This window comes from Rhodopseudomonas faecalis (assembly GCF_003217325.1).
GTDB classification, from domain to species: Bacteria; Pseudomonadota; Alphaproteobacteria; order Rhizobiales; family Xanthobacteraceae; genus Rhodopseudomonas; species Rhodopseudomonas faecalis.
This window is the reverse complement of sequence record NZ_QJTI01000011.1, coordinates 48123-70452: the sequence shown is the minus strand read 5'-3', so window position 1 is coordinate 70452 and position 22330 is coordinate 48123. Positions and strand designations below refer to the sequence as shown.

The window sequence follows — 22330 nt, the reverse complement described above, 5'->3', positions numbered from 1 at the left end:
CGGCACCATCCCTCCCCCCGCGTAGCGGTGGGGAGGGTGGCCGGCATCGCCGGCCGGGTGGGGGGCTTGTGCTTCCCGTTCACCACCAGCGTGGAACATCACACCACGATCGTCACCACACTGCCGGACTTCGTTGTCCTGGCTGTGACTGCGCTGATTGCGCTGCGTACCCCCACCCGACCCGGCTTCGCTTCGCTGCGCCGGGCCACCCTCCCCACAAGGGGGAGGGAGAAGAGGGCGCCGCATCTGCGCCACTCACTCATCGCGTGGTGCTGTGAGCGTGCGTTGTCTGTGAACTTGATCATCCGCTGAGTTTGGTTCAGCCTGTGAGTTCGGTCTGGAAATCATCCTTGCCGCGGGCACCATCCCTCCCCCCGCGTAGCGGTGGGGAGGGTGGCCGGCATCGCCGGCCGGGTGGGGGGCTTGTGCTTCCCGTTCACCACCAGCGTGGAACATCACACCACGATCGTCACCACACTGCTGGACTTCGTTGTCCTGGCTGTGACTGCGCTGATTGCGCTGCGTACCCCCACCCGACCCGGCTTCGCTTCGCTGCGCCGGGCCACCCTCCCCACAAGGGGGAGGGAGAAGAGGGCGCTGTTAAACAAACTAGCGCCGGCCGCCGGCAAACATCGGCGACTCGCCGGGCAGCAGTGACGAGCGGATGTCGCTATCGACCCGGCCATTGGGCTGCACATATCCGGCCGACACCGACAGGCTGAGATTGGATGTCGGTCGGACCTCGACGCCGGCATGGAAGCCGTAAGCCGCGGTCGACTCGGTGCCCGATCCGGTCAGCGAATTGAACACGTCGGGCTTGTATTTCAGCGTATCGACGCCGGCAATGAACGCCATCGGAAGATTGCCGACGCCCTTGAAATCGTAATTGAGCTGGGCGCCCTCGCGGGTCAGCGCGCTGAAATTGCCGTAGCCGCCAATGCCGTTCCAGCCATAGCCGCCCGCGAACGAATTGACCTGAAACTCATAGCTGCGGAACGAAAAACCGCTGCGCTGTTCGCCGGCTGCTGCGTCAAAGCCAGGGAAGTCGCCATAGGTCGGCGCGCTGCCGCTGGCCGCACTGCCAAAGCCGAACAGCCCGCCCGGAATCCAATAGCTGATCGGCGCGACCTGGGCTGTCGCCGGCTGCCCGCTCAGGCACAGCACGGCCAATGCGAGGGCGCATCCGGTTGAGGCAGCGAGCTGGGGCATCAGACATTCCTCAAGTGAGGTCGAAATTATAGGGGCTGCGGGCCGGGGCGACCAGCGCGTGCAGCCGATGGTCGCAGTTGTGCTTGTTTCCCGCCGGCGCAGCGCCAGCATGCGGCCCGTGAATTGGCTTGGAAATTGGGCCTGGGTTTGACACCGCGCCTGACAATGATTGTCAGCTTCTGCGCTCGGCAAAGCGCGTCAGCCAGATCACCGGCGGCACGCTCGCCGCGACGATGATCAGCGCGGCCATGGCGCCGTCCTCGAATGAGCCGCGGCTGGCATATTGATAGATCGAAGTCGCCAGCGTTTCGACATTGAGCGGCCGCAGCAGCAGCGTCGCCGGCAGTTCCTTCAAGCAATCGACGAACACCACGATCGCGGCGCCGAGCAGCGCCGGCTTGAGCAGCGGCAGGTCGATGCGCCACAGCGCGGTCAGGCGGCCGGCGCCGACCGCGCGCACGCTGTCGTCATAGTCGCGCGGGATCTGCTCAAGGCCGGCGCGCAGCAGGCCGGTCGGCACCGCCAGGAACCGGATCACATAGGCCAGCACCAGCGCGCCGCCCGAGCCGATCAGCAGCAAGCCCGGCGCCGCGTTGCCCATCGACGCCGCGATCGCCGCCACCGCGTTGTCGAACGCCAGCAGCGGCGTCAGCAGCCCGAGCGCCAGCACGGTGCCGGGCAGCGCGTAGCCGAGCTGCGCCACCGATGCAGCAATGTTGCTGGCCCGGTCAGAACGCCAGCGCTGCGCCAGCATCACGATCAGCGCCAGCAGCAGCGCCAGCCCCGTGGCGATCACAGCCAGCGTCACGGTGTGCAGCGCGTCGCGCCACAGCGATGGATCGATGCCGCTCAGCGCCGCGCGGCGCAGCGCGGTGCCGAGCAGATAAAGCACCGGCACGATGAAGCCGAGTAGTGGCGGCAGCAGGCAGATCGCGAGCGCGGCCCAGCCGCGGCGCGCTGGCAGCGTGGTGCGCGGCTTGAGCCGCGTCGCTTCGGATGGCAGTTCGACGCTCGCTTTGCGCCGGGCAATGCGCTCGACCGCGATCAACAGCGCGACCAAGCACAGCAGCACCAGCGCCAATTGCGCGGCGCCGGCCAGGCTGCCGCGGTTCAGCCAGGTGGTGAATACCGCGACGGTGAGGGTGCGCACGCCGAGATATTCGCTGGCGCCGATATCGTTCAGCGTTTCCAGCGCCACCAGCGCGGCGCCGACCGCCAGCGCCGGCCGCGCCATCGGCAGCGTGATCCGCCAAAAGATCGTGCTGCGGCTGGCGCCCAGCACACGCGCCGCTTCGCTCGCTTCCGCGCTCTGCGCCTGCCACAGCGCCTGCGCCGCGAGATAAACGTAAGGATAGAGCACGAGGCCAAGTAGCAGCACCGCGCCGGGCAGCGAGCGCAGCGCAGGCAGCAGCGCCAGCGCGTCCGCGCTCGGCAGCGCCAGCGTGAGCGCGCGATGGATCAGCCCGAGCGGCTCGAACAGATCAACATAGACATAGGCGACCAGATAGGTCGGCACCGCCAATGGCAGCGGCAGCAGCCACAACAGCACGCGCCGGCCGGGGAAATTGAACGAGGTCATCAGAAAGGCGGTGCCGGCGCCGATCAGCAAGGTCAGCGTGCCGACGCCGAGCACGAGTAGCGCGGTGTCGGTGATCGCCGGTTGCAGCACATAGGCCAGCAGCACCGGCCAGACATCGCCGGCCGGTTGCCAGGCAATCAGCAGCAGGCTCAGCACGGGCGCGGCCACCAGCAGCGCGGTGAGGAGTGCCAGGATCAGCGCGACGAGATCGGCGCGCGGCGTAGCGCGCCCCGCAGTGGTGATCGGGACCATGGTGTCGCGCACCATGATGCGGCGCGACCAGGCCTCATCTTTGGATAGCTGCCGCACCCGCTGCTCCTGGAGGGCCGGTCGGTCGTGCAACGACGCCGTCGGTGTCGGTTGCACGACCGCGGTCATGGCCGGGCTGGTCCGATCGCCGACCTATGCCGGGCGGCGATCAATTATCGAAGCCGACCTTGTCGACCAGTATCGATGCCGCCTTGCGCTGCGCGGCGATCTTGGCGATCGGCATCGGATCGGCGATCAGCTTGCCATAGCCGGCGATGGTGGCATTGAGCGGCACGCCGGGACGGATCGGATATTCGTAATTGCTGTCGGCATAGATCTGCTGCGCGCTGTCGCCGACCAGCCATTCGATCAGCCTGACCGCATTGGCCTTGTTCGGCGCGTGCTGGGTGAGCAGCACGCCGGACAGATTGACGTGGGTGCCGCCGCCCGCAAAGGTCGGCAGCAGCACCTTGGTTGCTTCCGCCCATGGCTTTTTGTCGGGATCGGCGTTCATCATCAGCGCCCAGTAATAGGTGTTGCCGATGCCGAGGTCGCATTTGCCGGCGGCAACGTCGCGCGCCGTTTCGCGATCACCACCGGAGGGCTTTTGCGCGAGATTGGCTTTCAGCCCGCGCAGCCATTGCTCGGTTTTCTGTTCGCCATATTTGGCGAGATAGGCCGCAAACAGCGCGTTGTTGTAGATGTGCTGGCCGGAGCGGATGCAGATCTTGCCCTTCCATTTCGGATCGGCCAGCTCCTCATAGGAGATGCTGTCCTGCTTGACGCGGTCCTTGGCGGCATAGATCACGCGCGCCCGCATCGAAATGCCGGCCCAGTGGCCGTTCGGATCGCGATATTGCGGCGGCACGATCTCATCGATCACCGCCGATTTGATCGGCTGGGTGATGCCGGCCTGCACGGCGTCGTCGATCCGGCCGATATCGACGGTCAGCAGCACGTCGGCGGGGCTGTTGGCGCCCTCGGCCTTGATGCGCTGTTCGAGCCCTGAACTGGCCGAGATCACATTGACCGCGATCCCGGTCTCGCGGGTGAAGGCATCGAACAGCGGCTGCACCAGCTTGGTTTCGCGATAGGTGTAGACATTCACCTGATCGGCGGCGCGGCTGCCGGTGGCCGGCAGCACCAAGGCAAGGGCAGCGAGTGCGATGGCTCGAAATCGGGGCATGCGGTGGCTCCTGGCAATCAAGAATGCCACTCACTAGCGCGTGGTGTCATTGAGGAGTAGCGACCGGGTGTCGCGATTAGAGCGATTCCAAGTCGTGGGCTTGGCGGGCGCTGTGTCTGCCAACCGTTTTCAGGGCACTGCAACCTGGCGATCACTGCAACGCCAGCGCGCAAGGTGGGGGGTGGTGAGGCGAGGGCGGCGCCGCGCTTGGTGCCAGCGGCGATATTAAGCGTCGGGCTTTGCTGGGTCGGGCTTGGAGACCTCACCCTTCGATGCGGGATCTTCGGCGAGCTTCATCAGGCCGTGCAGATCGCGCAAGGTGATGCGCTGCCGGCTGCTGGCGATTAAGCCGCGCTGTTCCCAGCCGCTCAGCAGCCGGCTGACGGTGTGCAGCGTGGTGCCGGTCATCTGCGCGATATCCTGCCGGCCGATCGGGAAGGCGATCTCGACGCCCTGTTCGAGCTGACGACCGGATTGTTTGGCGAGCCGCAGCAAGGCATGGGCGACACGCTGCTCGACCGGCTGGGTCGAGATTTCGATCACCCTGGTATGGCTCTCCTGCAGTCGGGTGCCGACCGCGCGCAGCGTGTTGGCGGCCAGCACCGGGTAGCGCTCGACCAGCTTCGGCCATGACGCGGCCGGCCAGGACAGCACCACGCTGTCATCGACCGCAGTCGCCGTCGCGGGATAGCGCTGCAGCCCGATCGCGGTCGCGACCCCGAAGGTTTCGCCGGGCGCCACATAGCGCACCACCACCTGCTCGCCACTGGGCGTGATCTTGCTGGCCCTGACATGGCCGTGCAGCAACAGGAAGAACGAATGAGCGTCTTCGCCCTGCTGAAAGATCGCGGTGTTTTTCGCAAAACGATGCGAGCGCGCGTCACGCATAATCGCCTGCAAATCAGCGGCCTCTAGCCCGCTGAACAGCGGCAGATCGGCGATCATCGAGCTGTCCACCGCAGCCATCACAGATCCTTGGTCAGCGCCGCGATCGCGCGCTCAGCTCATGCTTTTTTCGCCGGGGCGAACACCACTTCGATCAACGTACCGGAATGCGGCGCGGTTTTGATCTGGAAACGGCCGCGATTGGCCTCGACCAGCGCGCGGGTCAGCGACAGGCTGACCGCCGAGGCTTCGGATGCGGCATCGCTCGGCGCCGCCGAACGGAACGGCTGCATGGCCGCCGCCAGTTCGTCCTTATTGAGCGTGTCGCCGGTGTCGCGCACCCGCAGCATCACCTCGCCGGCATCCGACAGTGCGGTCGAGATGATCACCTGGCCGCCGGCATTGGCGAGCTGAATCGAGGTCGCGATCAGGCTTTCCACGATCTGGCGCAGCGCCGGCGCATCGGCGCTGATTGTGGGAAGCTGCTGCGCCAATGAACTGCGCATGATGATGCGGGCGCGGTTGGCCTGCGGCTGCAGCGCGGCAACGCTGTGCTCAACGATCTCGTTGAGCTGCAACTCGGCAAAGTTGAGATCGATCCGGCCGGACTCGATCCGCGCCAATTCCAACAGATCGTCGACGATCGCGATCACTCGCTCGCCGGAGGCGCGGATGTCCTTCATGTATTCGGCATAGCGCTCATTGCCGAGCGGGCCGAACCGTTCTTCGATCATCACCTCGGCAAAGCCGAGCATGGCGTTCAGCGGAATCCGGATTTCATGGCTCAGCCGCGCCAGCGCATCGGTCTTGGCGCTGGCGGCATGGTCGGCCTGGCGGCGCGCCAGCGTCAATTCGGCTTCGCTTTGTTTTTGCTGCGACAGATCGTGCAGCATCACAAAGTAGTTGTCGCCATCGGTGCTGGTGCGGCCGATCCGCGCCGACAGCGCGATCGTCGAGCCCGCTTTGGTGCGGCCCTGCAATTCGCGGCCAAGGTCCTGCTCGCTCACCACCCGTTGCTTCACTGTGGTGAGGTAGCGTTGCAGCTCGTCACGGCTCGCCGGCGCGATCAGTTCGGCGATCGTCATGGTCAGTAGTTCATCGCCGCGATAGCCGAACAGCGTTTCGGTGGCGCGGTTGCACGCGGTGATGCGGCCTTCGGCATCGAACATCACAATGGCATCGGCGGCGCCGTCGAGAATAGCGCCGAGTTCTTCCGCGCTGGCATGGCCGGCGGCCGAGGGCGCGCTGGCGACGATCGAAGGCGAGGGCGCCGTCGGGGCTTGCGCCGCGGCGGCCAGCATCAGCGCCAGCGCCGGCTCACCGTCCCATTCGATGGCGTGCAGCTGCGCGCGCGCCGGCGGGCAGGGATGTTCAGCGGAAGCATGGGCCGGGCAAATGATAATCGCCGAGCCGACGTCGATTGAATGGTTGTCGCCGCTCTCGGTCTCGACCAGCAGCGCATCGACGCCGCCGGCCGCCTGCAGCGCGGCGAAACTGGCAAAACCCATTTGCGTCAAAAACGCCGGATTGGCGTGGATCAGCCGGTCGAGCCGATAGAGCAGCACGCCGACCGGCAGCAGATCGATCAGCGCCAGCTCCTGGCTGGCTGTGACGCTGAGCGGCTCGGTCGGCTCCGGCGCGGCCACGCTCGGCTCGGCGGTCGGCTCGCTGTCGGCCGGCTCGCCCTCCGGGCCGTCGCTTTGCAGCCTGGCCGACAATTGCCGGGCCAGCTCGTCGAACGCGTTGTTCTCGACCGGGGTCAGCACCAGCGCGCGGTCATCATTGGCCGGCCGGAACGGCAGCACGTTATGCGGTGTATCCAAGGGCATGTCCGGGACAGTGGGGGGGACGAGCAGCGCAGCGTCGAGCCGCGCGTCGCTCTCAAAATGGTCGGCGCTCGGCGCTGTGGCCGCTTGCGGGCGATCGGCGGACAGCGGCTGGGCCAGCGGCGCCGTGGCTTGATCGTCGCCGCGTCGCAGCGCCGCCAGCCGGTCGAGCGCTTCCAGGTCGTGGCACACGCCAAACCCGCGATAGCCGATATAGCGGCCGTCGTAGTCCTGGGCGGGCAGGCCGGATAGTTCGACCGCCAGCCGTTGTTGCGGTCCATCGACCGGCCATTGCAGCGTGACGCCGCTCCAGGTGCGGCGGCTGGCAATCGCGGCCGCGAACGCGCCGTCAGGGTCGAGCTGGAACAGGTCGGCGATCTCGCGCCACGGCCGGCCGAACCCGGCCGCCGTGCGCGGCCCGATCAGCCGGCTGAATTCATCCGAGCCGATCGAGAAGCGCTGCTCGGCGTCGAGCTGCCAGGTGAAGCGCAGCGGATGGCGGCGCGGCTGCTTTAGCGGTTCTTCATACCAGGCCGGCGAGCCCTCGACCGCGTCGGCCTCGGCGTCGGGTTCGTTGTCGGTATCGGCCGTTGCCGTCTGCGGAGGCGCTTCCTCAGCGTTGTCCTCGACGGCTTGCGTGGCCGATTGCGCATCGGCGCAAGGCTGATGTTCCGCAGGCGGCGCGGCCAGGGCCGGTTCGCTGGCGGTCTGATCCGTGAGGCCGGGCTCGGTGATCTCGGCCGGCTCGCTTTCGATCGGCTTTGCCGATTGCTCAGGCGCGCTGGCAGACGCGACTTCTTCCAGATCAGCTTCCAGAGCGGCGGCGGGCGCGGCGTCCTGGTCGCTGCTTTGATCAGCCGGGGCGGCATTAGGTTCAGCGGCGATCGATTCGACAGAAGTCTCCGGCGCGCTGGGCTCGGTCTCGATGACGGCTTCCGGCTCGGCGGCGATTTCCGGGCCCGCGACCTCGGCGGGCGTCGGTTCCGGCTCCGGCTCCGGTTCCGGCCGGGCTGGTGCGGTCATCACCGGCGCGGCCTCGGTATTGCTCTCGTCAGCCGGCGGTTCGGGCGGTGGCGGCGAGGCGGCGCTGTGCGGTTCGGCGGGGCCGGGGGCGAGCAGCGCCACCAGCGCGACCTCGGCACCCGAGCCGATTCGCTGCAACACCATATGGCCGATGCCGATCGGCAATTCGGCGCGGCCCTCGGCGAGCGCCCGCTGGCGCGCCGCGTCCATGGTGCCATTGCTGAGATCCCGGAAGCCGATCAGCGTCTGCGCCGCGGCGCTGGCGCCGATGAACAGCCCGTCCGGGGCAAAGCTGGCGATCGGGGTGTCGATGCCTTCGACCAGGCATTGCAGCCGTTCCACCATTGGCATCGGCCGTGGCACTGGCTCGGCGGTGACGATCAGCAGCGCGGCGCTGCCATCGCTAAATTCCAGGCGGCTGCAGGCGCAGGTGGTGAGCGCGCCGATCGCGGCGCCAAAGCCGCGCAGCCGCTCGAGGCGTGGGGCATGGCCGGTCAGCCGCGGGGCCAGTCTGGCGATCTGGCGGCGACGGCCATCGGCCGGGTGCAGCGGAGTGGCGGCGAGCGCTGCGCTGTTGCCGGCGCCGAACACGCGCGCGCCGACCGGATTAGCCCAGATGATGCGGGCGCCATCCAGCGTCCACAGCCAGGCCGCGCGGGCGCTGGTGGCGTGAACGGCAAGACGCGGGTCATCCACGCCTCGCAACTGGTCGTTGGTATTCGTCATCGGCACTCTTGCAGGGACGCGGGCCTGACGGCCCGGTCGGCTTCTCGCCAAGGCAAATAGCCTTAACAATTGGTTAGTATCGCCTCCGGCCGCCATCAGGTCCATGACCGCGGCGACTGCCAGGGTGCCAAAGCGGAGATAACGTTAACGGCCGGATTCGGCAGAACCTGGGCGCCAGACGCGCGGTGGGATTGCAAAAAGCTGCCAATGGTCCACGATGGGGTGTGTTCGGCCTACGTCACACGGGCGAGTTCAGCCCACCTTACAAGTGACGAGGATCGGTGGGGGAAACGGGCGGAAAGCGCCCGCATTTCAAAAGGAGTGGTAGTCATGGAACAGAATGGGCGGGATCGCTTCGAGATTCCGAAAGAGATGCGCAGCATGGCGGAAGCCGGCTTCGATCAGGCCCGCAAGGCGTTCGAGCACATGCTCTCCAGTGCCCAGCAGACCGCGAACGCCATTGAAGGCCGGGGCGCGTCGGTGCGCGAGGGCGCCAAGGATGTCGCCGCCAAGGCGGTGTCCTATGCCGAACGCAACGTGACCGTGTCGCTCGATTATGCCCAGCAATTGCTGCACGCCAAGGATCTCACCGAGGTGATGCGGCTGCACACCGAATATGTGCAGGGCCAGATGAAGGCGCTCGCCGAACAGGCCAGCGAGCTCGGCCAGATCGTCAGCCGCGCCGCGATGGACGCCGGACGGCCCAAGGAATAGCCGTTCGCGGCGCAGCATAATCCGTGTTTGTGAATCGGCGGTGGTCCTGTGGGCCGCCGCCGATTTCGTTGGCGGGCAAGGCGGTTACGACGCGATCCCGCGCCGTGGAATGATTTATGTTGCAATGCACAAAGAAAATGGTAGGTACCGTTCACAGGCTGTTGATCAACGGCCTGCAGACCGCGCGACGTGGACGGGGCCAAGCGGCCAGGGCGTCAATCGGTCCCAATTTTGAACTGATTGCCTCAACCCCATTCTTATAAGGACTCGCGTGCATGGCCGATTCGACCGATCCCTTCACCGCTTCCGTGCTCCGCTTTCAGATGCCCGAACAGATGCGTGCATTTGCCGAGCAGGGGATGTCGCAGGCGCGTGAAAGCTACAGCCGGCTGAAGAGCGCCGCCGAAACCCAGAACGATGCCATCGAGGCCGCGTTCTCCTCGGTCAGCAAGGGCGCGGGCGACTATTCGGCAAAACTGTTCGACATCGTAAAGTCGAACACCGAGGCCTCTTTCGACCTGGCGCAGAGCTTGGTCGGCGCCAAGACGCTGCCGGAAGCCTTTGATCTGCTCAGCGTTCACACCCGCAAGCAGGTCGAGAGCGTGGCCACCCAGACCAAGGAGCTGGTCGAGCTGACCCAAAAGCTCGCGACCGACTCCGTTGAGCCGCTCAAGGCCGGCGCTTCCAAGATGTTCACGCCGCCCGCGGCCTAAAGCTGCCGGGTTCCGTCGATGCCAACGAGCCCGGGATTTGCCCGGGCTTGTTTTTTTGGGTAGACGTTCGTCGCGGTCGCAGGTTCGGCCTTGCCAAAACGACGCGTTGCACCTAGTTTCCGCGCGTCCGCGGCCACGGCCGCACACGGATGCAGTTGTAGCTCAGCTGGTTAGAGCGCCTGTCTGTGGAACAGGAGGTCGGTGGTTCGAACCCACCCAACTGTACCATAAAAATCCAGCACTATCAAAAACATGGCTGGCGGTAAATTTGCGCAGTTTCCGGTTTGTGCGCATCGACCTTTTCCAGGTCCCACCTTAAGTCCCACTTTCTATCGCATAGCCCGCGGTGGCATCCGAAGTGCTCTCCAAGCGGAATCCAGTCGGTTGCTTGGGAAAGGTGGCGTTAAGAATCGCGCGCCGCGTGCCCCCAATTGCTTAATTCCGGAACTTCAGTTTCTGGTTGTTTCATGCTCCACTCTCGCGCTGTAGGAAGGGGCAATGAAGAGTCTTTTTTGCATGCTCACATTTATCCGAGACGTTGCTTGGCTACCGTGCGTCGGCCGTGAGAGCGCTGCCACCGCCTTCTTCCCTATCGGATGATCCGCCGGTCTTATGGACAAGCGCTCATTAAGCGAACGGGACATCTGCACCAAGTTCATCACGCCTGCGCTACGGAAGGCCGGGTGGGACGAGATGGTGCAAATTCGCGAGGAAGTCGGCTTTACCAAGGGTCGGATCATCGTTCGGGGGAAGCTGGTTAGCCGCGGAAAGGCCAAGCGGGCCGACTACATCCTCTATTTCAAGCCGAACATCCCGTTGGCTGTGATCGAGGCCAAGGACAATGCCAACAGCGTTGGAGCCGGAATCCAGCAAGGGCTGGAATACGCGACAGCGCTCAACATCCCGTTCGTATTCTCCTCGAATGGCGATGGCTTCGTGTTTCATGACCGCACAGCCTCTGCCGGCGCTGTGGAGACCACGCTGGCAATGGAGGCATTTCCTTCGCCTGCAGACCTCTGGACGCGCTATCGGGCCTGGAAAGGTTTGACGCCGGAAGCCGAACAGATTGTCCTGCAGGACTATTACGACGACGGCAGCGGCAAGGAGCCGCGCTACTATCAGGTGAACGCGGTCAACGCCGCGATTGAAGCAATCGCAAAGGGACGCGATCGCATCCTTCTTGTGATGGCGACCGGAACCGGCAAGACCTACACCGCCTTTCAGATCATCTGGCGGCTGTGGAAGGCGGGTCGCAAGAAGCGCATCCTGTTCTTGGCTGACCGCAATGTTCTGATCGATCAGACGATGGTCAACGATTTCAGGCCATTCGGTCCGGCGATGGCGAAGCTTTCCACCGAGTCGAAGACGATCGAACGGCAGGACGGCAGCAAGGTCGACCTAACCCTGGCTCTCGACAAGAAGCGGCGGATCGACACGGCCTTCGAAATTTACCTCGGCCTATATCAGGCGATCACCGGCCCGGAAGAGCGGCAGAAGCTGTACAAAGAATTTTCGTCAGGCTTCTTCGATTTGATAGTCATCGACGAATGCCATCGCGGCAGCGCCGCTGAAGACTCTGCCTGGCGCGAAATCCTTACCCATTTCTCCGGAGCCACGCAGATCGGCCTGACGGCTACGCCCAAAGAGACCGAATACGTTTCCAACACGGAGTACTTCGGCCAGCCCGTATTCACCTATTCACTGAAGCAGGGCATTAGCGACGGCTTCCTCGCTCCGTACAAGGTCGTGAAGGTTCACATCGATCGCGACGTCGAGGGCTACCGTCCGGAATTTGGTCAACTCGACAGAGATGGAGTCGAGGTTGAAGACCGCATCTACAATGCTAAGGATTTCGACCGTAATCTGGTTCTTGACGATCGAACAAAGCTGGTGGCGAAGAAGGTTACGGAGTTCTTGAAAGAAAGCGGTGATCGATTTCAGAAGACGATTGTCTTCTGTGTCGACCAGGAACACGCCGCTCGTATGCGGCAGGCGCTCGTGAATGAGAACGGCGATCTTGTCGCGCAGAACCATCGCTACGTCATGCGCATCACCGGAAACGACAAGGATGGCCAGGATCAACTCGGCAACTTCATCGATCCAGAATCGACTTATCCGGTGCTGGTTACAACATCGCGGTTGCTCTCAACCGGAGTAGACGCCCAAACCTGCCGCCTCATTGTCTTGGATCGCGAAGTTGGGTCTATGACCGAGTTCAAGCAGATCGTCGGGCGCGGCACCCGCGTTCACGAAGACACCAAAAAATTCTACTTCACGTTGATCGACTTCCGAGGCGCGACCGGCCATTTCGCGGACCCTGATTTTGACGGCGATCCCGTGCAGATCTACCAGCCGGGTGAGGGCGATCCGGTCAGCCCGCCCGACGAGACGCCCGACGGCTTCGGAGAAAACGAGCAAGCGCCATATGAGGCGGGGGAAGACGAGACTATCATCGATGGGCCGAGAGTGCCTCCGGGACCAGGTGGAGGGGCACGCAAGATCTATGTTGATGGCGTTGGCGCCCAGGTTATCGCTGAACGAATCGAGTATCTCGACGAAAACGGCCGCCTCGTCACCGAAAGCTTGCGCGATTTCACCAAAGCTGCGCTGAAGAGACGGTTTGCCAGCCTCGACGACTTCCTCAAGCGCTGGAAGTCTGCCGAGCGCAAGCAGGCGATCGTCGAAGAATTGGAGGCCGAGGGATTGGCGCTGGATGTCGTTGCCGATGAGATTGGCAAGAACCTCGATCCATTCGATTTGATCTGCCACATCGCATTCGATCAGAAGCCGCTGACCCGGCGCGAACGGGTGGACAGCGTCAGGAAGCGAGACGTTTTTGCAAAGTACGGTCCCCAGGCGCGCGCCGTGCTTGATGCGTTGCTCGACAAATACTGCGACGATGGCGTTCTCAATCTAGACGACACGAATGTGCTGAAGGTGATTCCGTTCAGCGATATGGGAAGTGTCGTGCAGCTCATCAATGCTTTTGGAGGAAAGTTGAGCTTTGAGAAGGCTGTTCATGAGTTACAGGAAACGCTCTATCAAGAGACTGCGTGAGGATTTCCATCAGATTGTGCAAGGGCAGCATCTTTGATGGGCTGCCGGCTGCCCAGTTGCGTATGTGCGATACCGAGGCGGCAATCCACGCAAAGGATGCAAGGCTACCGAGTTATGATCGTTCGAACTACCGTAAAATCCATCCAGGACATCATGCGGCAGGATGTCGGCGTCGATGGCGATGCCCAGCGCATCAGCCAGCTTTGCTGGATGTTCTTCCTCAAGATCATTGACGATCAGGATCAGGAACTAGAGTTAACTTACGACGGTTATCGCTCGCCGATCCCGTCCAAGCTGCAGTGGCGGAACTGGGCGGCCGATCCGGAAGGCATCACTGGACAGGCGCTTCTCAACTTCATTAATGATGAGCTGTTTCCCGCGCTAAAGGACCTTCGACCCACGGGCAAGCCGGGCGATCGGCGCCGCGTGGTCCGTGATGTTTTCGAAGACGCCTACAATTACATGAAGTCGGGGCATCTGATCCGGCAAGTCGTCAACAAGATCAACGAGATCGATTTCAACAATCTTGATGAGCGTCGGCACTTCGGCGAGTTCTACGAACAGCTTCTCAATGACCTGCAATCGGCAGGCAATGCCGGCGAATACTATACTCCCCGCGCAGTGACGGCGTTCATGGTGGATCGGATCGATCCTCATCCCGGCGAGACGCTGTTCGATCCTGCTTGCGGAACGGGCGGATTCTTGACCTGCGCCATTCGTCATATGGAGCAGCAAAACTACGTCCGCACGCCGAAGCAGCGGGAGAAAATGGCGGCCGGCCTGCGCGCCGTGGAGAAGAAGCAGCTTCCGCATATGCTCTGCGTCACCAACATGCTGTTGCACGGCATCGAAGACCCGAGCTTCGTTCGCCACGACAATACGCTGGCCCGCCCGTTGATCTCATGGGGCAAGGACGAGCGGGTGGATATCGTATTGACCAATCCGCCATTCGGAGGCCGCGAGGAAGACGGTATCGAAGACAATTTTCCGACCTTCCGGACCAAGGAGACCGCCGATCTGTTCCTGGCGCTGATTGTTCGGCTCTTGAAGCCCGGCGGACGTGCCGCCGTGGTTCTGCCAGATGGCACCCTGTTCGGCGAGGGCATCAAGACTCGGCTCAAGGAGCACCTGATCGAGGAGTGTAACCTCCACACCATCGTCCGGCTGCCCAATTCAGTATTCAAGCCCTATGCCTCCATTGGCACGAACTTATTGTTCTTCGAGAAAGGCGCGCCGACCAAGGACACCTGGTTTTACGAACACCGCGTGCCAGAGGGCCAGAAGGCCTATTCGATGACCAAGCCGATCCGGCTGGAGGATCTTCAGGGCTGCATCGATTGGTGGGGCGGCAAGGAGCGGAAGGGCCGCAAAGAGACTCCACAAGCTTGGCGTGTCACCGCTGCGGATGTGAAAGCCCGGGGTTACAACCTCGACATCAAGAACCCGCACACCGTGGCCGACGATCACGGCGACCCTGAAGCGCTGCTAGCCGACCTCACCGCCGCCGAGGCGGAGACCGCGCGTTTGCGAGACCAATTGAAAGCGATCCTTGCCGAGGCGCTGGCACGATGAATGCAGATCGTTTGATGGAGCGCTATGAGCAGATCGCCGATGCTCCCGATGCTATTGCACGGCTGCGCCGCTTCATTCTCGATCTGGCTGTGCGCGGAAAGCTGGTGCCGCAGGATGCGAACGACGAGCCGGCGTCGGAGCTACTAGAGCGCATCGCAAAAGAGAAGGCGCGGTTGGTAAGGGCGGGAGAGATCAGGAACGAGAAGCCGCTCGCGTCGGCAGAGGACGATGCTCCCTTCGATATTCCGGGGAGCTGGCGGTGGACGCGTTTAGGGATGGTGACGTCTTACATTCAGCGCGGAAAGTCGCCAAAATATGCGGCGTCAGATGGCTCTCTTGTCGTCTCGCAGAAGTGTGTTCAATGGCGCGGGCTCGACCTCTCCGTAGCGAAACAAGTCACCATAGAATCATTAGCCGACTACGAGGAAATCCGTTTTCTCCGCGACGGGGATCTGGTGTGGAACTCTACCGGAACGGGAACCATTGGCCGCGTTGTTAGGCTCGTTGATACGCCTGAAAAGCTCGTTTGTGATAGTCACGTCACCGTCGTCAGGTGTTTAGAGGTCGATCCCGAATACATTCGCACTTGGCTTCGGTCCGACCATGTATATGCGCTGATCGAAGAGCGCGCTGCCGGCTCAACTAATCAGGTTGAGCTAACGACAAAAATGGCTATTCATCAGGTCGTCCCCCTCCCGCCGTTTGCCGAGCAACACCGCATCGTCGCCAAGGTCGACGAACTGATGACGCTGTGCGACCGGCTGGAGGCGGCGCGGGCAAACCGCGAGGCCACGCGCGACCGGCTGACGGCGGCGAGCCTCGCGCGGCTCAACAAGCCGGATCCCGAGGCGTTCCAGTCCGATGCGCGCTTCGCCCTCGACGCGTTGCCGGCCCTCACGTCGCGGCCCGATCAGATCAAGCAATTGCGCCAGACCATCCTCAACCTCGCGGTGCGCGGTAAGCTCGTGGCACAGGACGCGAATGAAGAACCTGCATCGGAATTGCTGAACCGGATCGCGACAAAGTTCGAGCGAGCTGTTCGAGATGGCGTGCTGAATAAGCCTAAGCCCGTTAAGCCAATCTTTGACGACGACCAACTCTTCCCGCTTCCACCTAGGTGGGCGATTGCTCGCTTTAATCAGGTCGCGTCAATCCAATCGAACTTGGTTGATCCCAAACGGTATAGGGAAAAGCCTCACATTGCACCGGACAACATCGAAAGTTGGACTGCTAGGCTTCTGCCTTATGTCTCGATTGGCGAGGCGGGTGTCTTTAGCAGCAAGCATCTCTTTTCATCCGGTGCCATCCTGTATTCAAAAATACGTCCAAATCTGGCGAAGGTGACGAGGGTTGAATTTGATGGCCTTTGCAGCGCGGACATGTATCCCATCCATGCGCTGATCGACGCTGATTTCCTCGTGAAGTTCATGATTACTCAGGCATTTGTCTCGCAGGCCGTAAGTGAGGACAATCGCGTAGCCATGCCAAAAATTAATCAATCGGCATTGTCGGACATCCTTGTGCCCGTTCCACCACTCGCCGAACAACGCTGCATCGTCGCCAAGGTCGATGCGCTGATGGCGCTCTGCGACCAGCTGGAGGCGAGCCTCACCGCTGCTGCCGAAACCCGACGCCGCCTGCTCGACGCCCTGCTGGCTGAGGCGCTGACACCGGTCGAAGATCGCGAGATGGAGGCGGCGGAATGAGCGACCTGCCAGCCAAACCTCGTCGCATCTGGCTTCGCTCGTTCTACGGGTTCAGCCCTGAGGAAGATGGCTACATCGGCTGGACCGAGGAAGGCCCACGGGACCGGATGCTTGGTTTGATCGAGGACGACGATCTGTTCATGATCTACGGCGCATCGAGTGCCGAGACGGATAAGTCCCATCGCCACAAGGTGCTTGGCTTCCTTCAGGTTGAGGCGCGCGCGATCCGGGATAGGGATAAGGCCTCCAGCGTTGGGATGCAGCGAAAACGCGACAATGGCTGGCAGGATAAGTGGACCTACGCGATCCCAGTGAAACGAGCATGGCGGGTCGACGAGCAGATTCTCTTGGAGAGGATCGCGCCGACGACCTATCGGCCCGAGGCAGGACAGGCGATTGCAGTGTGGAATCCGCCCCTGGAAGCGGACGAAGTTGACCGGGCGTTAAAGATTAGGGTGACCGAAGTCGCCGTCTTCGGCGAGCCTCCATTGTCCGAAGGAGGTCTATTGAAAGGCATCTTGGCTCGAGTCTTCCACCCCTCCCGTGCTTTCCCCGGCAGCTTCGGCGAAAGAGTCGTCACGTACGAGGACGGACCGACGCGGCTTTACTTGGCGCATTTCGAGGGTGATGGCTTTGCGCTCCGAGGAAAGGCCAAGCCGCAATTCGACAAATCTGTGTTGCTTAAGATCGGGGTGTCGAACGATTTGGGGCGGCGGGTTTCCGAACTCAACGCCGGCTTCCCGCCCGCGGCCGTTGGCAAATGGTCAATGGTGCTCGAATCAGAACCGTACGTTGATCGGAAGTCGGCTGAAGCCGCCGAGCAGGCATTCAAAGACCGGGCATGTAGGGAAATGGAAAGCCTGGGTGGAGAGTTTTTCCAGGGCCAGATTTCGACTGCTCAAAGCATATTTGCGTCGATACCAGGTGTCTCACGATTTGGACGCTAAAAGAAAGATTGATGCCGTAGGATTTCCGCGTGGAGTGGTGAAGAGAATGAGCACGATTGATGCGTGCTAACGGAGGGCTTCCGAGCCCGGGGACAGAGTTGACGGCGCTCGTAGAAGCGACAGCCCATCACGATGGCTGCAACACTCGTCAGAGGAAGGAGTGATTAGAGACCTTTGGTGAGGCTATTTGATTAGTGCTAGTGCATGTTGCGAAGCGCTGGCTGTTCGGCAGCCTGCGCAACGCCTCCTTCGACGATCTCGGCGCGCGGATGCGCTGGAAACCGATCATGGATGCCGGTGACGATCTCGATTAGTGCGGCGACCGTCTGCGGCATGGTCAGACTGAGCTTGTCAGCGATCGGCTTCAGCTCGGCGACGACTTCCTCCGGCAGCGCCTTCGCGCGTGGCACGGCGATGAAATCCCAGCCGAGGAAGCCGAGCACGGCTTCCAAGCTTTCGAGCCCTGGCCGGTTCTTCTTTCGCCATGCCTTCATGCTGGCGCGACGAACGCCGCTGCCTTCTTCGACCTCATCATAGGTGAAGCGAAGCCGCGCCATTTCAGCGAAGACGAGCTTGACGTGCGGCCCGACGCGCTCCGGCATAGTGACGGTGCGCTTCTTGCGGTTCGGCCGTGCCGGGCGTGTGGGACGATACAGCGGGCCTCGGACAGGGTCGTGAAGGTAGTTTGAGGGATCGGGCATTGCGGCGGCCTTTGGTTTATCGGATGCCGCGATCTTCGGTTTTGGGGCTGCTATCTATGAGCCCATTGCAATCGCCCTTTGTGTTCGAGTTGCTCCCTACGATTGCGGAAACGCACACGCTGAAGGGGTGCGCAATAATGTGTTAAAAAACAACAATCTTTTGAAAGTTTGCATCTAGCGATATGTCGGGGTCGCGCGTCACCCGCTACCGCTACCCCGTTCACAGTACCTTTTTACCTAGATTGAATGGCCTTTTGCGAAAGAGTCTCGAATGGTGAAATGGCGGCGACTTCAATCATGCCGCGACGAACATCATGCCAGCGCCGAACAGCGCCGCGCCGGCAACCATGCCACCGACAGCAAACGGCCAAACATTGAGTGCTTTCGGCGCCCGCGCGCGCTGTTCGGCGACGAACGCGCGGGTCTCTTCCTGAGCGCGCTCGATCCGCGCAATCTGCTCTTGCTGATCCATGCTGCGGCCCCTCCGGCGGAGATCGTAGCTCAATCCACGGCGCGCTCAACGGTCGCGGCTGCGTCGTCTTTCTCGCTGGCGACCTCTTCGATCAGTCGCGCGGCGTTCGCAAAGATTGATCGGCCGTAAGCGGTATCCATCGCCCGGGCGCGCTCGATTTCGAGCACCGCAAGCTTGGTCCCGAGCTTGGTTTCCAACAGCTCCCGAACCGCCGCCGGTCCGCCGGTCATTACATGGGGCAGCAGCACGCCATTGTTGATCCGATTTCGCGCACCAGCCTTCCGGTATCGGATGCGGCACGTTTTTGGCCTTGATCGATTATCGGTCAGGTTTGTGTGAGCGGTATTCGGTGCAGATGTCCAGATTTCTCTATGGAGAACCCTCTTAGAGAAATCGGGACAACTGGAAGCCCCAGACGTGGCCGCTTGTTCCGCTTGATGCTTCTTCAAACCGAAGACCAACCCCACGTGCCGGCTGTTCTCCAATACCAGCCCCGCAGCCATCATGACGGCCAACGCACCCGGTGCTTTCCAATCGGCCGCGACGAGGCCGGGCAAATCGAGAGCCACGTCGTTGATGATCTCAAGCCAACACGGGGCGGCCCGGCGGTGCGGGCGCAGCCGGCCGACCGCTTGCAACAACCCGCCCTCAGTGATCAGCCATCGGAGCGCGTCAACGGTGGGATCACGGTGGCGATCAACCGAAACGTTGCGTTCGCCGATCTTCGCGCGGACCTTTTCAAAGCCGGTCGGTGCCACGGGGCGCCCGAGCCATACACCGGCATCGTACTCCATGGTGCTGTGCCATGGCATATTGCGGCCTACCACGATCAGGCCGGCCACGTCCTGCATGTTGTTCAGTCCGGCGAGTTTGCCGAAATGCAGGGGGCTGACGTTCGCCGGCAGATCGTCCCGGATGACGTCCAAAAGCGGCTTCTCCCCAATCAGCCCGATCCGATCGGGGGCGGCCTCAGCCGCCCGCATCTGAACGTGCCGGACGATGTCGCGAACATTTTGCTTTGCGAGCTTCTGACCGGGACGCAGTCCCAGTTTATTCTTTGAGACTGGCGCTCCCAGGTACTGCCGCACGGCAATGTGTTTAGGCCACTGTGCCAACACATCAGCCGCGATCTGCGCGGTGCCGTCCGGCGCTCCGAACGCCATATCGATCAGGCGCGTATCGGGTGGCGGGGTCGCGTCAAGCGCCAGCGTCGGAATGTGCCAGTCACGATGCACAGGCGTAAGACGGGTCAAGATGATCTCCGAACCGTCGATCCTGATGCGGCCCGAGGAGTCGTGATCCTCCAGGCGGAATAGCTCGATTTCGTTCCACAGGTCGGCCAGCATCCCCGCGAGTTTGTTCGCCACACCGCGCTTTTTGGCCGCGTTTCGCAAGGCTGCCGGCGTCATTCCCGGTGTCAGATCGCTATCGTCAATCCTGCGGCGCTCAAGCAAGGCGAGATAACCGGCGTGGTCGCCATCCAAAGCGCGGTGATTCAGCTCGGCGCGCAACAACCACCCGCCTTGCCGCTCGCTTTCAAGGCAAGCTTCAAGCAAATGCTGCCGACCGCGTTGCAGCGCCGCGCGTTCCGCAACGGAATAGCATGAGCCATCAACCGGGCCGACCAAATCGGCGAGTGGAATCTTGATCGTTTTGGCGACGCAATTTCCGATGAAGGACTCATCGATCACCAGCGCGTCAAACTCGGGAATGAAATCCGGCCGGGGGAGCGTCAACATCGCTGCCGGGAGGACCCAATGCCGGGGGCGTAGTTTGCGCTGTCGTTCCGCACCACATTCATCCGCAAGAGGGCAGCGACGCAAAATGCCTTCAATACGGCGCTCGCAAATGGTCGAACGGATGCTGACGCCCAACGCCCGCGCGGCTTCGTAGGCAGGGCCGTTGCGACACATCTTTTGGTCCGGCGACAGCGGGTCGCGCTGCTCAAAGCCACGGTAGACTTCAATGCTCACGCCCCGAGCGCGCAAACCCGCAGCGGTTTGTTCAGCCAAATCATGGCTTGGTACGAAAATCGCGGCGGGGCGCTCAAGCACAGAAACTACTTCCGCCAACTCGTGCGATTTACCGACACCGGTTTCGACCTTCAGCACACAAATAGGCATTGCCGGCACCCACAACGGAAAGCGCCCTTCACCCATACGTGCGAGGGTGCGTTCATTGTCGTAGCAGCGCCGGGCGGCAATCGCGGCCGGAACGGCATCAAAGAAATCTGCGATGACTGATCGGACCGCGCCACGTGCCTCCGGCAGCGGCTTGCGCGCATCCTTCGAGCCGTTGCGCAGGCTGATCGGCGCAGGCGGAGCGATACCGAGTCGGCTGCAAAGCCAATCGGATGCTTCCGGCCAGGATAGGCGAAGCGCGTATTTGACAACCTTGGTGGGTGTATAGCCTTCGTTTGCGCCGAAATCCTTGATGCCGCTCGGTGAGATTGAAAGGTTCGCGGCGCGCGCGGCGGTGTCGCGCCCCGAGCCAGAGTTGCGCCACCACGCGACGCCGCGAAATGCTTGCCCTTGCCAATGCCCCTTGGGCAGGTTGAGCCCTTCAACCCACGCCGGAAGATTGGCGAGCGCTGCCGCGTTCACTTCGTCGATGAATGCAAATTGGTCAGCTACGTCCGAATGCCAACTAGAACGCGCAGGTGCAGGCACTGGCGACGGTTGGTGCTTAGGCTTGTCCTGCCAACCGAACGTCTTCAGAACAGCTTCAATCGCGTCCTTGTCGGCTTGCGTGAGTGTCGGTAGCTGATCAATCGACGTGTCGAGCAGCGTCCGCTCAGTGATCCACTCGTAAGGCAGGCCGGTGTCTTTATGGACCGTGGGCGGTAGCACTGTCTGCGAGCCGCCTGCGAGGAAATCGAGCAATCTCCGCCCATCGGCGTCGTCGTATGCCTTCGTAGGCCACACCTCGGCACCCCGGTAGTAGGCGGCGAAGCCCTTCTTCCCGCGCCGAGCGACCATGAAGGTCGGCAGTACCTTACGGATCGGCTCAATCAATGCCTCATGGTCAACGTCGATGGCGATCAGATTGCGATACCCGCACGCCACGCCAATGCCGCCACCGTGCGCGTTGATCATCCGCCCCCAAGCGTGAGCTTTGTGAATGGACGCAGGCGCAGCGCAATAGTGCTGCCACTCTTTCAGCAGGAACCAGCGAACGGCGCCCGTCTCGGGATCGACGCCGCCATAAACGCCGGGGGCTTTGCCAAAACCAGGTCGGTCGGTTGGATATAGGTGGCGGGAAATCGGTAGCGGGCTGAAGCCGTTCGCAAGCAGTTGCTCGAAATACGTTTGACTGTCAGGCATGAAAGCGAAGCGAGCTAACGAGATCGGGAGCGTTACGAATTACGCGGTGACAATCGCGCAAGGCGAGGCGGCGGAGAGTTCGCCGCAACCGATTGATTGGTGTGGCGCTTCGAAACCATTGCACCGTATCGAAAAGGTCGTAGCTATCACCGCTCATTTCCCCACCGCCACGGCTGACGTAGCGCCAGTGGAAGTAATCGTGGCTGATCTGCTGGACGGTAAAGCGCCCCCGCGCATGGGGGTAACTGGCGAAGTATTCTGCGTCTGTATAGCCGGTAAAGATCAATCGCCATTGCCCTTGATGGCGAATAGCAATCGCCGCAGGCTCTCCGGGCTTCGGCGTGTAACGGCACAGTTTTCCATCGATAAGGATGAAGTATCGGCGGCTATCAGAATGAACCTGTTGGCGCGGCTTGTGAATGTTACGCATTAGCTACCATCT

At 62.3% G+C, this 22330-nt stretch carries 16 protein-coding genes and 1 tRNA gene; 8 read left to right on the top strand and 9 right to left on the bottom strand.

Going from position 1 to position 22330, the window contains the following annotated elements; genetic code table 11:
• On the top strand, positions 1–312 hold a 312-nt coding region (locus BJ122_RS19455; protein ID WP_210205449.1), incomplete at its 5' end, for a hypothetical protein.
• A 297-nt stretch (positions 313–609) separates the two neighbouring features.
• Here the strand turns inward: BJ122_RS19455 and BJ122_RS10660 are convergent.
• From BJ122_RS10660 to BJ122_RS10640, 5 genes are all read right to left on the bottom strand, one after another.
• On the bottom strand, positions 610–1209 hold the full coding sequence (locus BJ122_RS10660) for a hypothetical protein (RefSeq protein WP_110781011.1): 600 nt from the start codon (positions 1207–1209) through the stop codon (positions 610–612).
• A gap of 172 nt (positions 1210–1381) precedes the next feature.
• The gene (locus tag BJ122_RS10655; RefSeq protein WP_110781066.1) at positions 1382–3040 is read right to left on the bottom strand and encodes an ABC transporter permease; all 1659 of its coding nucleotides are present in this window, start codon (positions 3038–3040) and stop codon (positions 1382–1384) included.
• A 166-nt stretch (positions 3041–3206) separates the two neighbouring features.
• On the bottom strand, positions 3207–4223 hold the full coding sequence (locus BJ122_RS10650) for an extracellular solute-binding protein (protein WP_110781010.1): 1017 nt from the start codon (positions 4221–4223) through the stop codon (positions 3207–3209).
• A gap of 225 nt (positions 4224–4448) precedes the next feature.
• Entirely contained in the window at positions 4449–5189 is a 741-nt protein-coding gene (locus tag BJ122_RS10645) for a Crp/Fnr family transcriptional regulator (protein WP_027276510.1), read from the bottom strand.
• A gap of 38 nt (positions 5190–5227) precedes the next feature.
• The gene (locus BJ122_RS10640) at positions 5228–8683 is read right to left on the bottom strand and encodes a PAS domain-containing sensor histidine kinase (RefSeq protein ID WP_110781009.1); all 3456 of its coding nucleotides are present in this window, start codon (positions 8681–8683) and stop codon (positions 5228–5230) included.
• Between the two features lie 330 nt (positions 8684–9013).
• Between BJ122_RS10640 and BJ122_RS10635 the strand changes: the two genes are divergently transcribed.
• The 7 genes from BJ122_RS10635 (at position 9014) to BJ122_RS10605 (ending at position 17392) form a co-directional block, all read left to right on the top strand.
• The gene (locus tag BJ122_RS10635) at positions 9014–9397 is read left to right on the top strand and encodes a phasin family protein (protein ID WP_110781008.1); all 384 of its coding nucleotides are present in this window, start codon (positions 9014–9016) and stop codon (positions 9395–9397) included.
• A 275-nt stretch (positions 9398–9672) separates the two neighbouring features.
• Positions 9673–10110: a phasin gene (locus BJ122_RS10630; protein ID WP_110781007.1), complete on the top strand. Its 438-nt coding sequence runs from the start codon at positions 9673–9675 to the stop codon at positions 10108–10110.
• A gap of 151 nt (positions 10111–10261) precedes the next feature.
• Positions 10262–10338, top strand: a tRNA-His gene (locus BJ122_RS10625).
• A 384-nt stretch (positions 10339–10722) separates the two neighbouring features.
• On the top strand, positions 10723–13167 hold the full coding sequence (gene hsdR, locus BJ122_RS10620) for an EcoAI/FtnUII family type I restriction enzme subunit R (protein ID WP_110781006.1): 2445 nt from the start codon (positions 10723–10725) through the stop codon (positions 13165–13167).
• Between the two features lie 114 nt (positions 13168–13281).
• On the top strand, positions 13282–14739 hold the full coding sequence (locus BJ122_RS10615) for a type I restriction-modification system subunit M (RefSeq protein ID WP_110781005.1): 1458 nt from the start codon (positions 13282–13284) through the stop codon (positions 14737–14739).
• A complete protein-coding gene (locus BJ122_RS10610; RefSeq protein WP_110781004.1) occupies positions 14736–16445 on the top strand; it encodes a restriction endonuclease subunit S in 1710 nt (569 codons plus the stop codon). Before BJ122_RS10615 ends, BJ122_RS10610 begins: the two co-directional genes overlap by 4 nt.
• Positions 16442–17392, top strand: coding sequence for a GIY-YIG nuclease family protein (locus tag BJ122_RS10605; RefSeq protein WP_110781003.1), 951 nt, complete (start codon positions 16442–16444; stop codon positions 17390–17392). The genes BJ122_RS10610 and BJ122_RS10605 overlap by 4 nt, the downstream gene beginning before the upstream one ends.
• 197 nt (positions 17393–17589) lie before the next feature.
• Here the strand turns inward: BJ122_RS10605 and BJ122_RS19610 are convergent, their stop codons facing one another.
• From BJ122_RS19610 to BJ122_RS19015, 4 genes are all read right to left on the bottom strand, one after another.
• Positions 17590–18093, bottom strand: coding sequence for a hypothetical protein (locus BJ122_RS19610; RefSeq protein WP_245407693.1), 504 nt, complete (start codon positions 18091–18093; stop codon positions 17590–17592).
• Between the two features lie 295 nt (positions 18094–18388).
• Complete coding sequence (locus tag BJ122_RS19265; protein WP_181418929.1) at positions 18389–18565, bottom strand: hypothetical protein; 177 nt, start codon at positions 18563–18565, stop codon at positions 18389–18391.
• 29 nt (positions 18566–18594) lie between these two features.
• Positions 18595–21888, bottom strand: a complete 3294-nt coding sequence (locus tag BJ122_RS10595; RefSeq protein WP_110781002.1) for a bifunctional DNA primase/polymerase — start codon at positions 21886–21888, stop codon at positions 18595–18597.
• Entirely contained in the window at positions 21881–22318 is a 438-nt protein-coding gene (locus BJ122_RS19015) for a hypothetical protein (RefSeq protein WP_146227181.1), read from the bottom strand. The genes BJ122_RS10595 and BJ122_RS19015 overlap by 8 nt, the downstream gene beginning before the upstream one ends.
• Between the last annotated feature and the right edge of the window lie 12 nt (positions 22319–22330).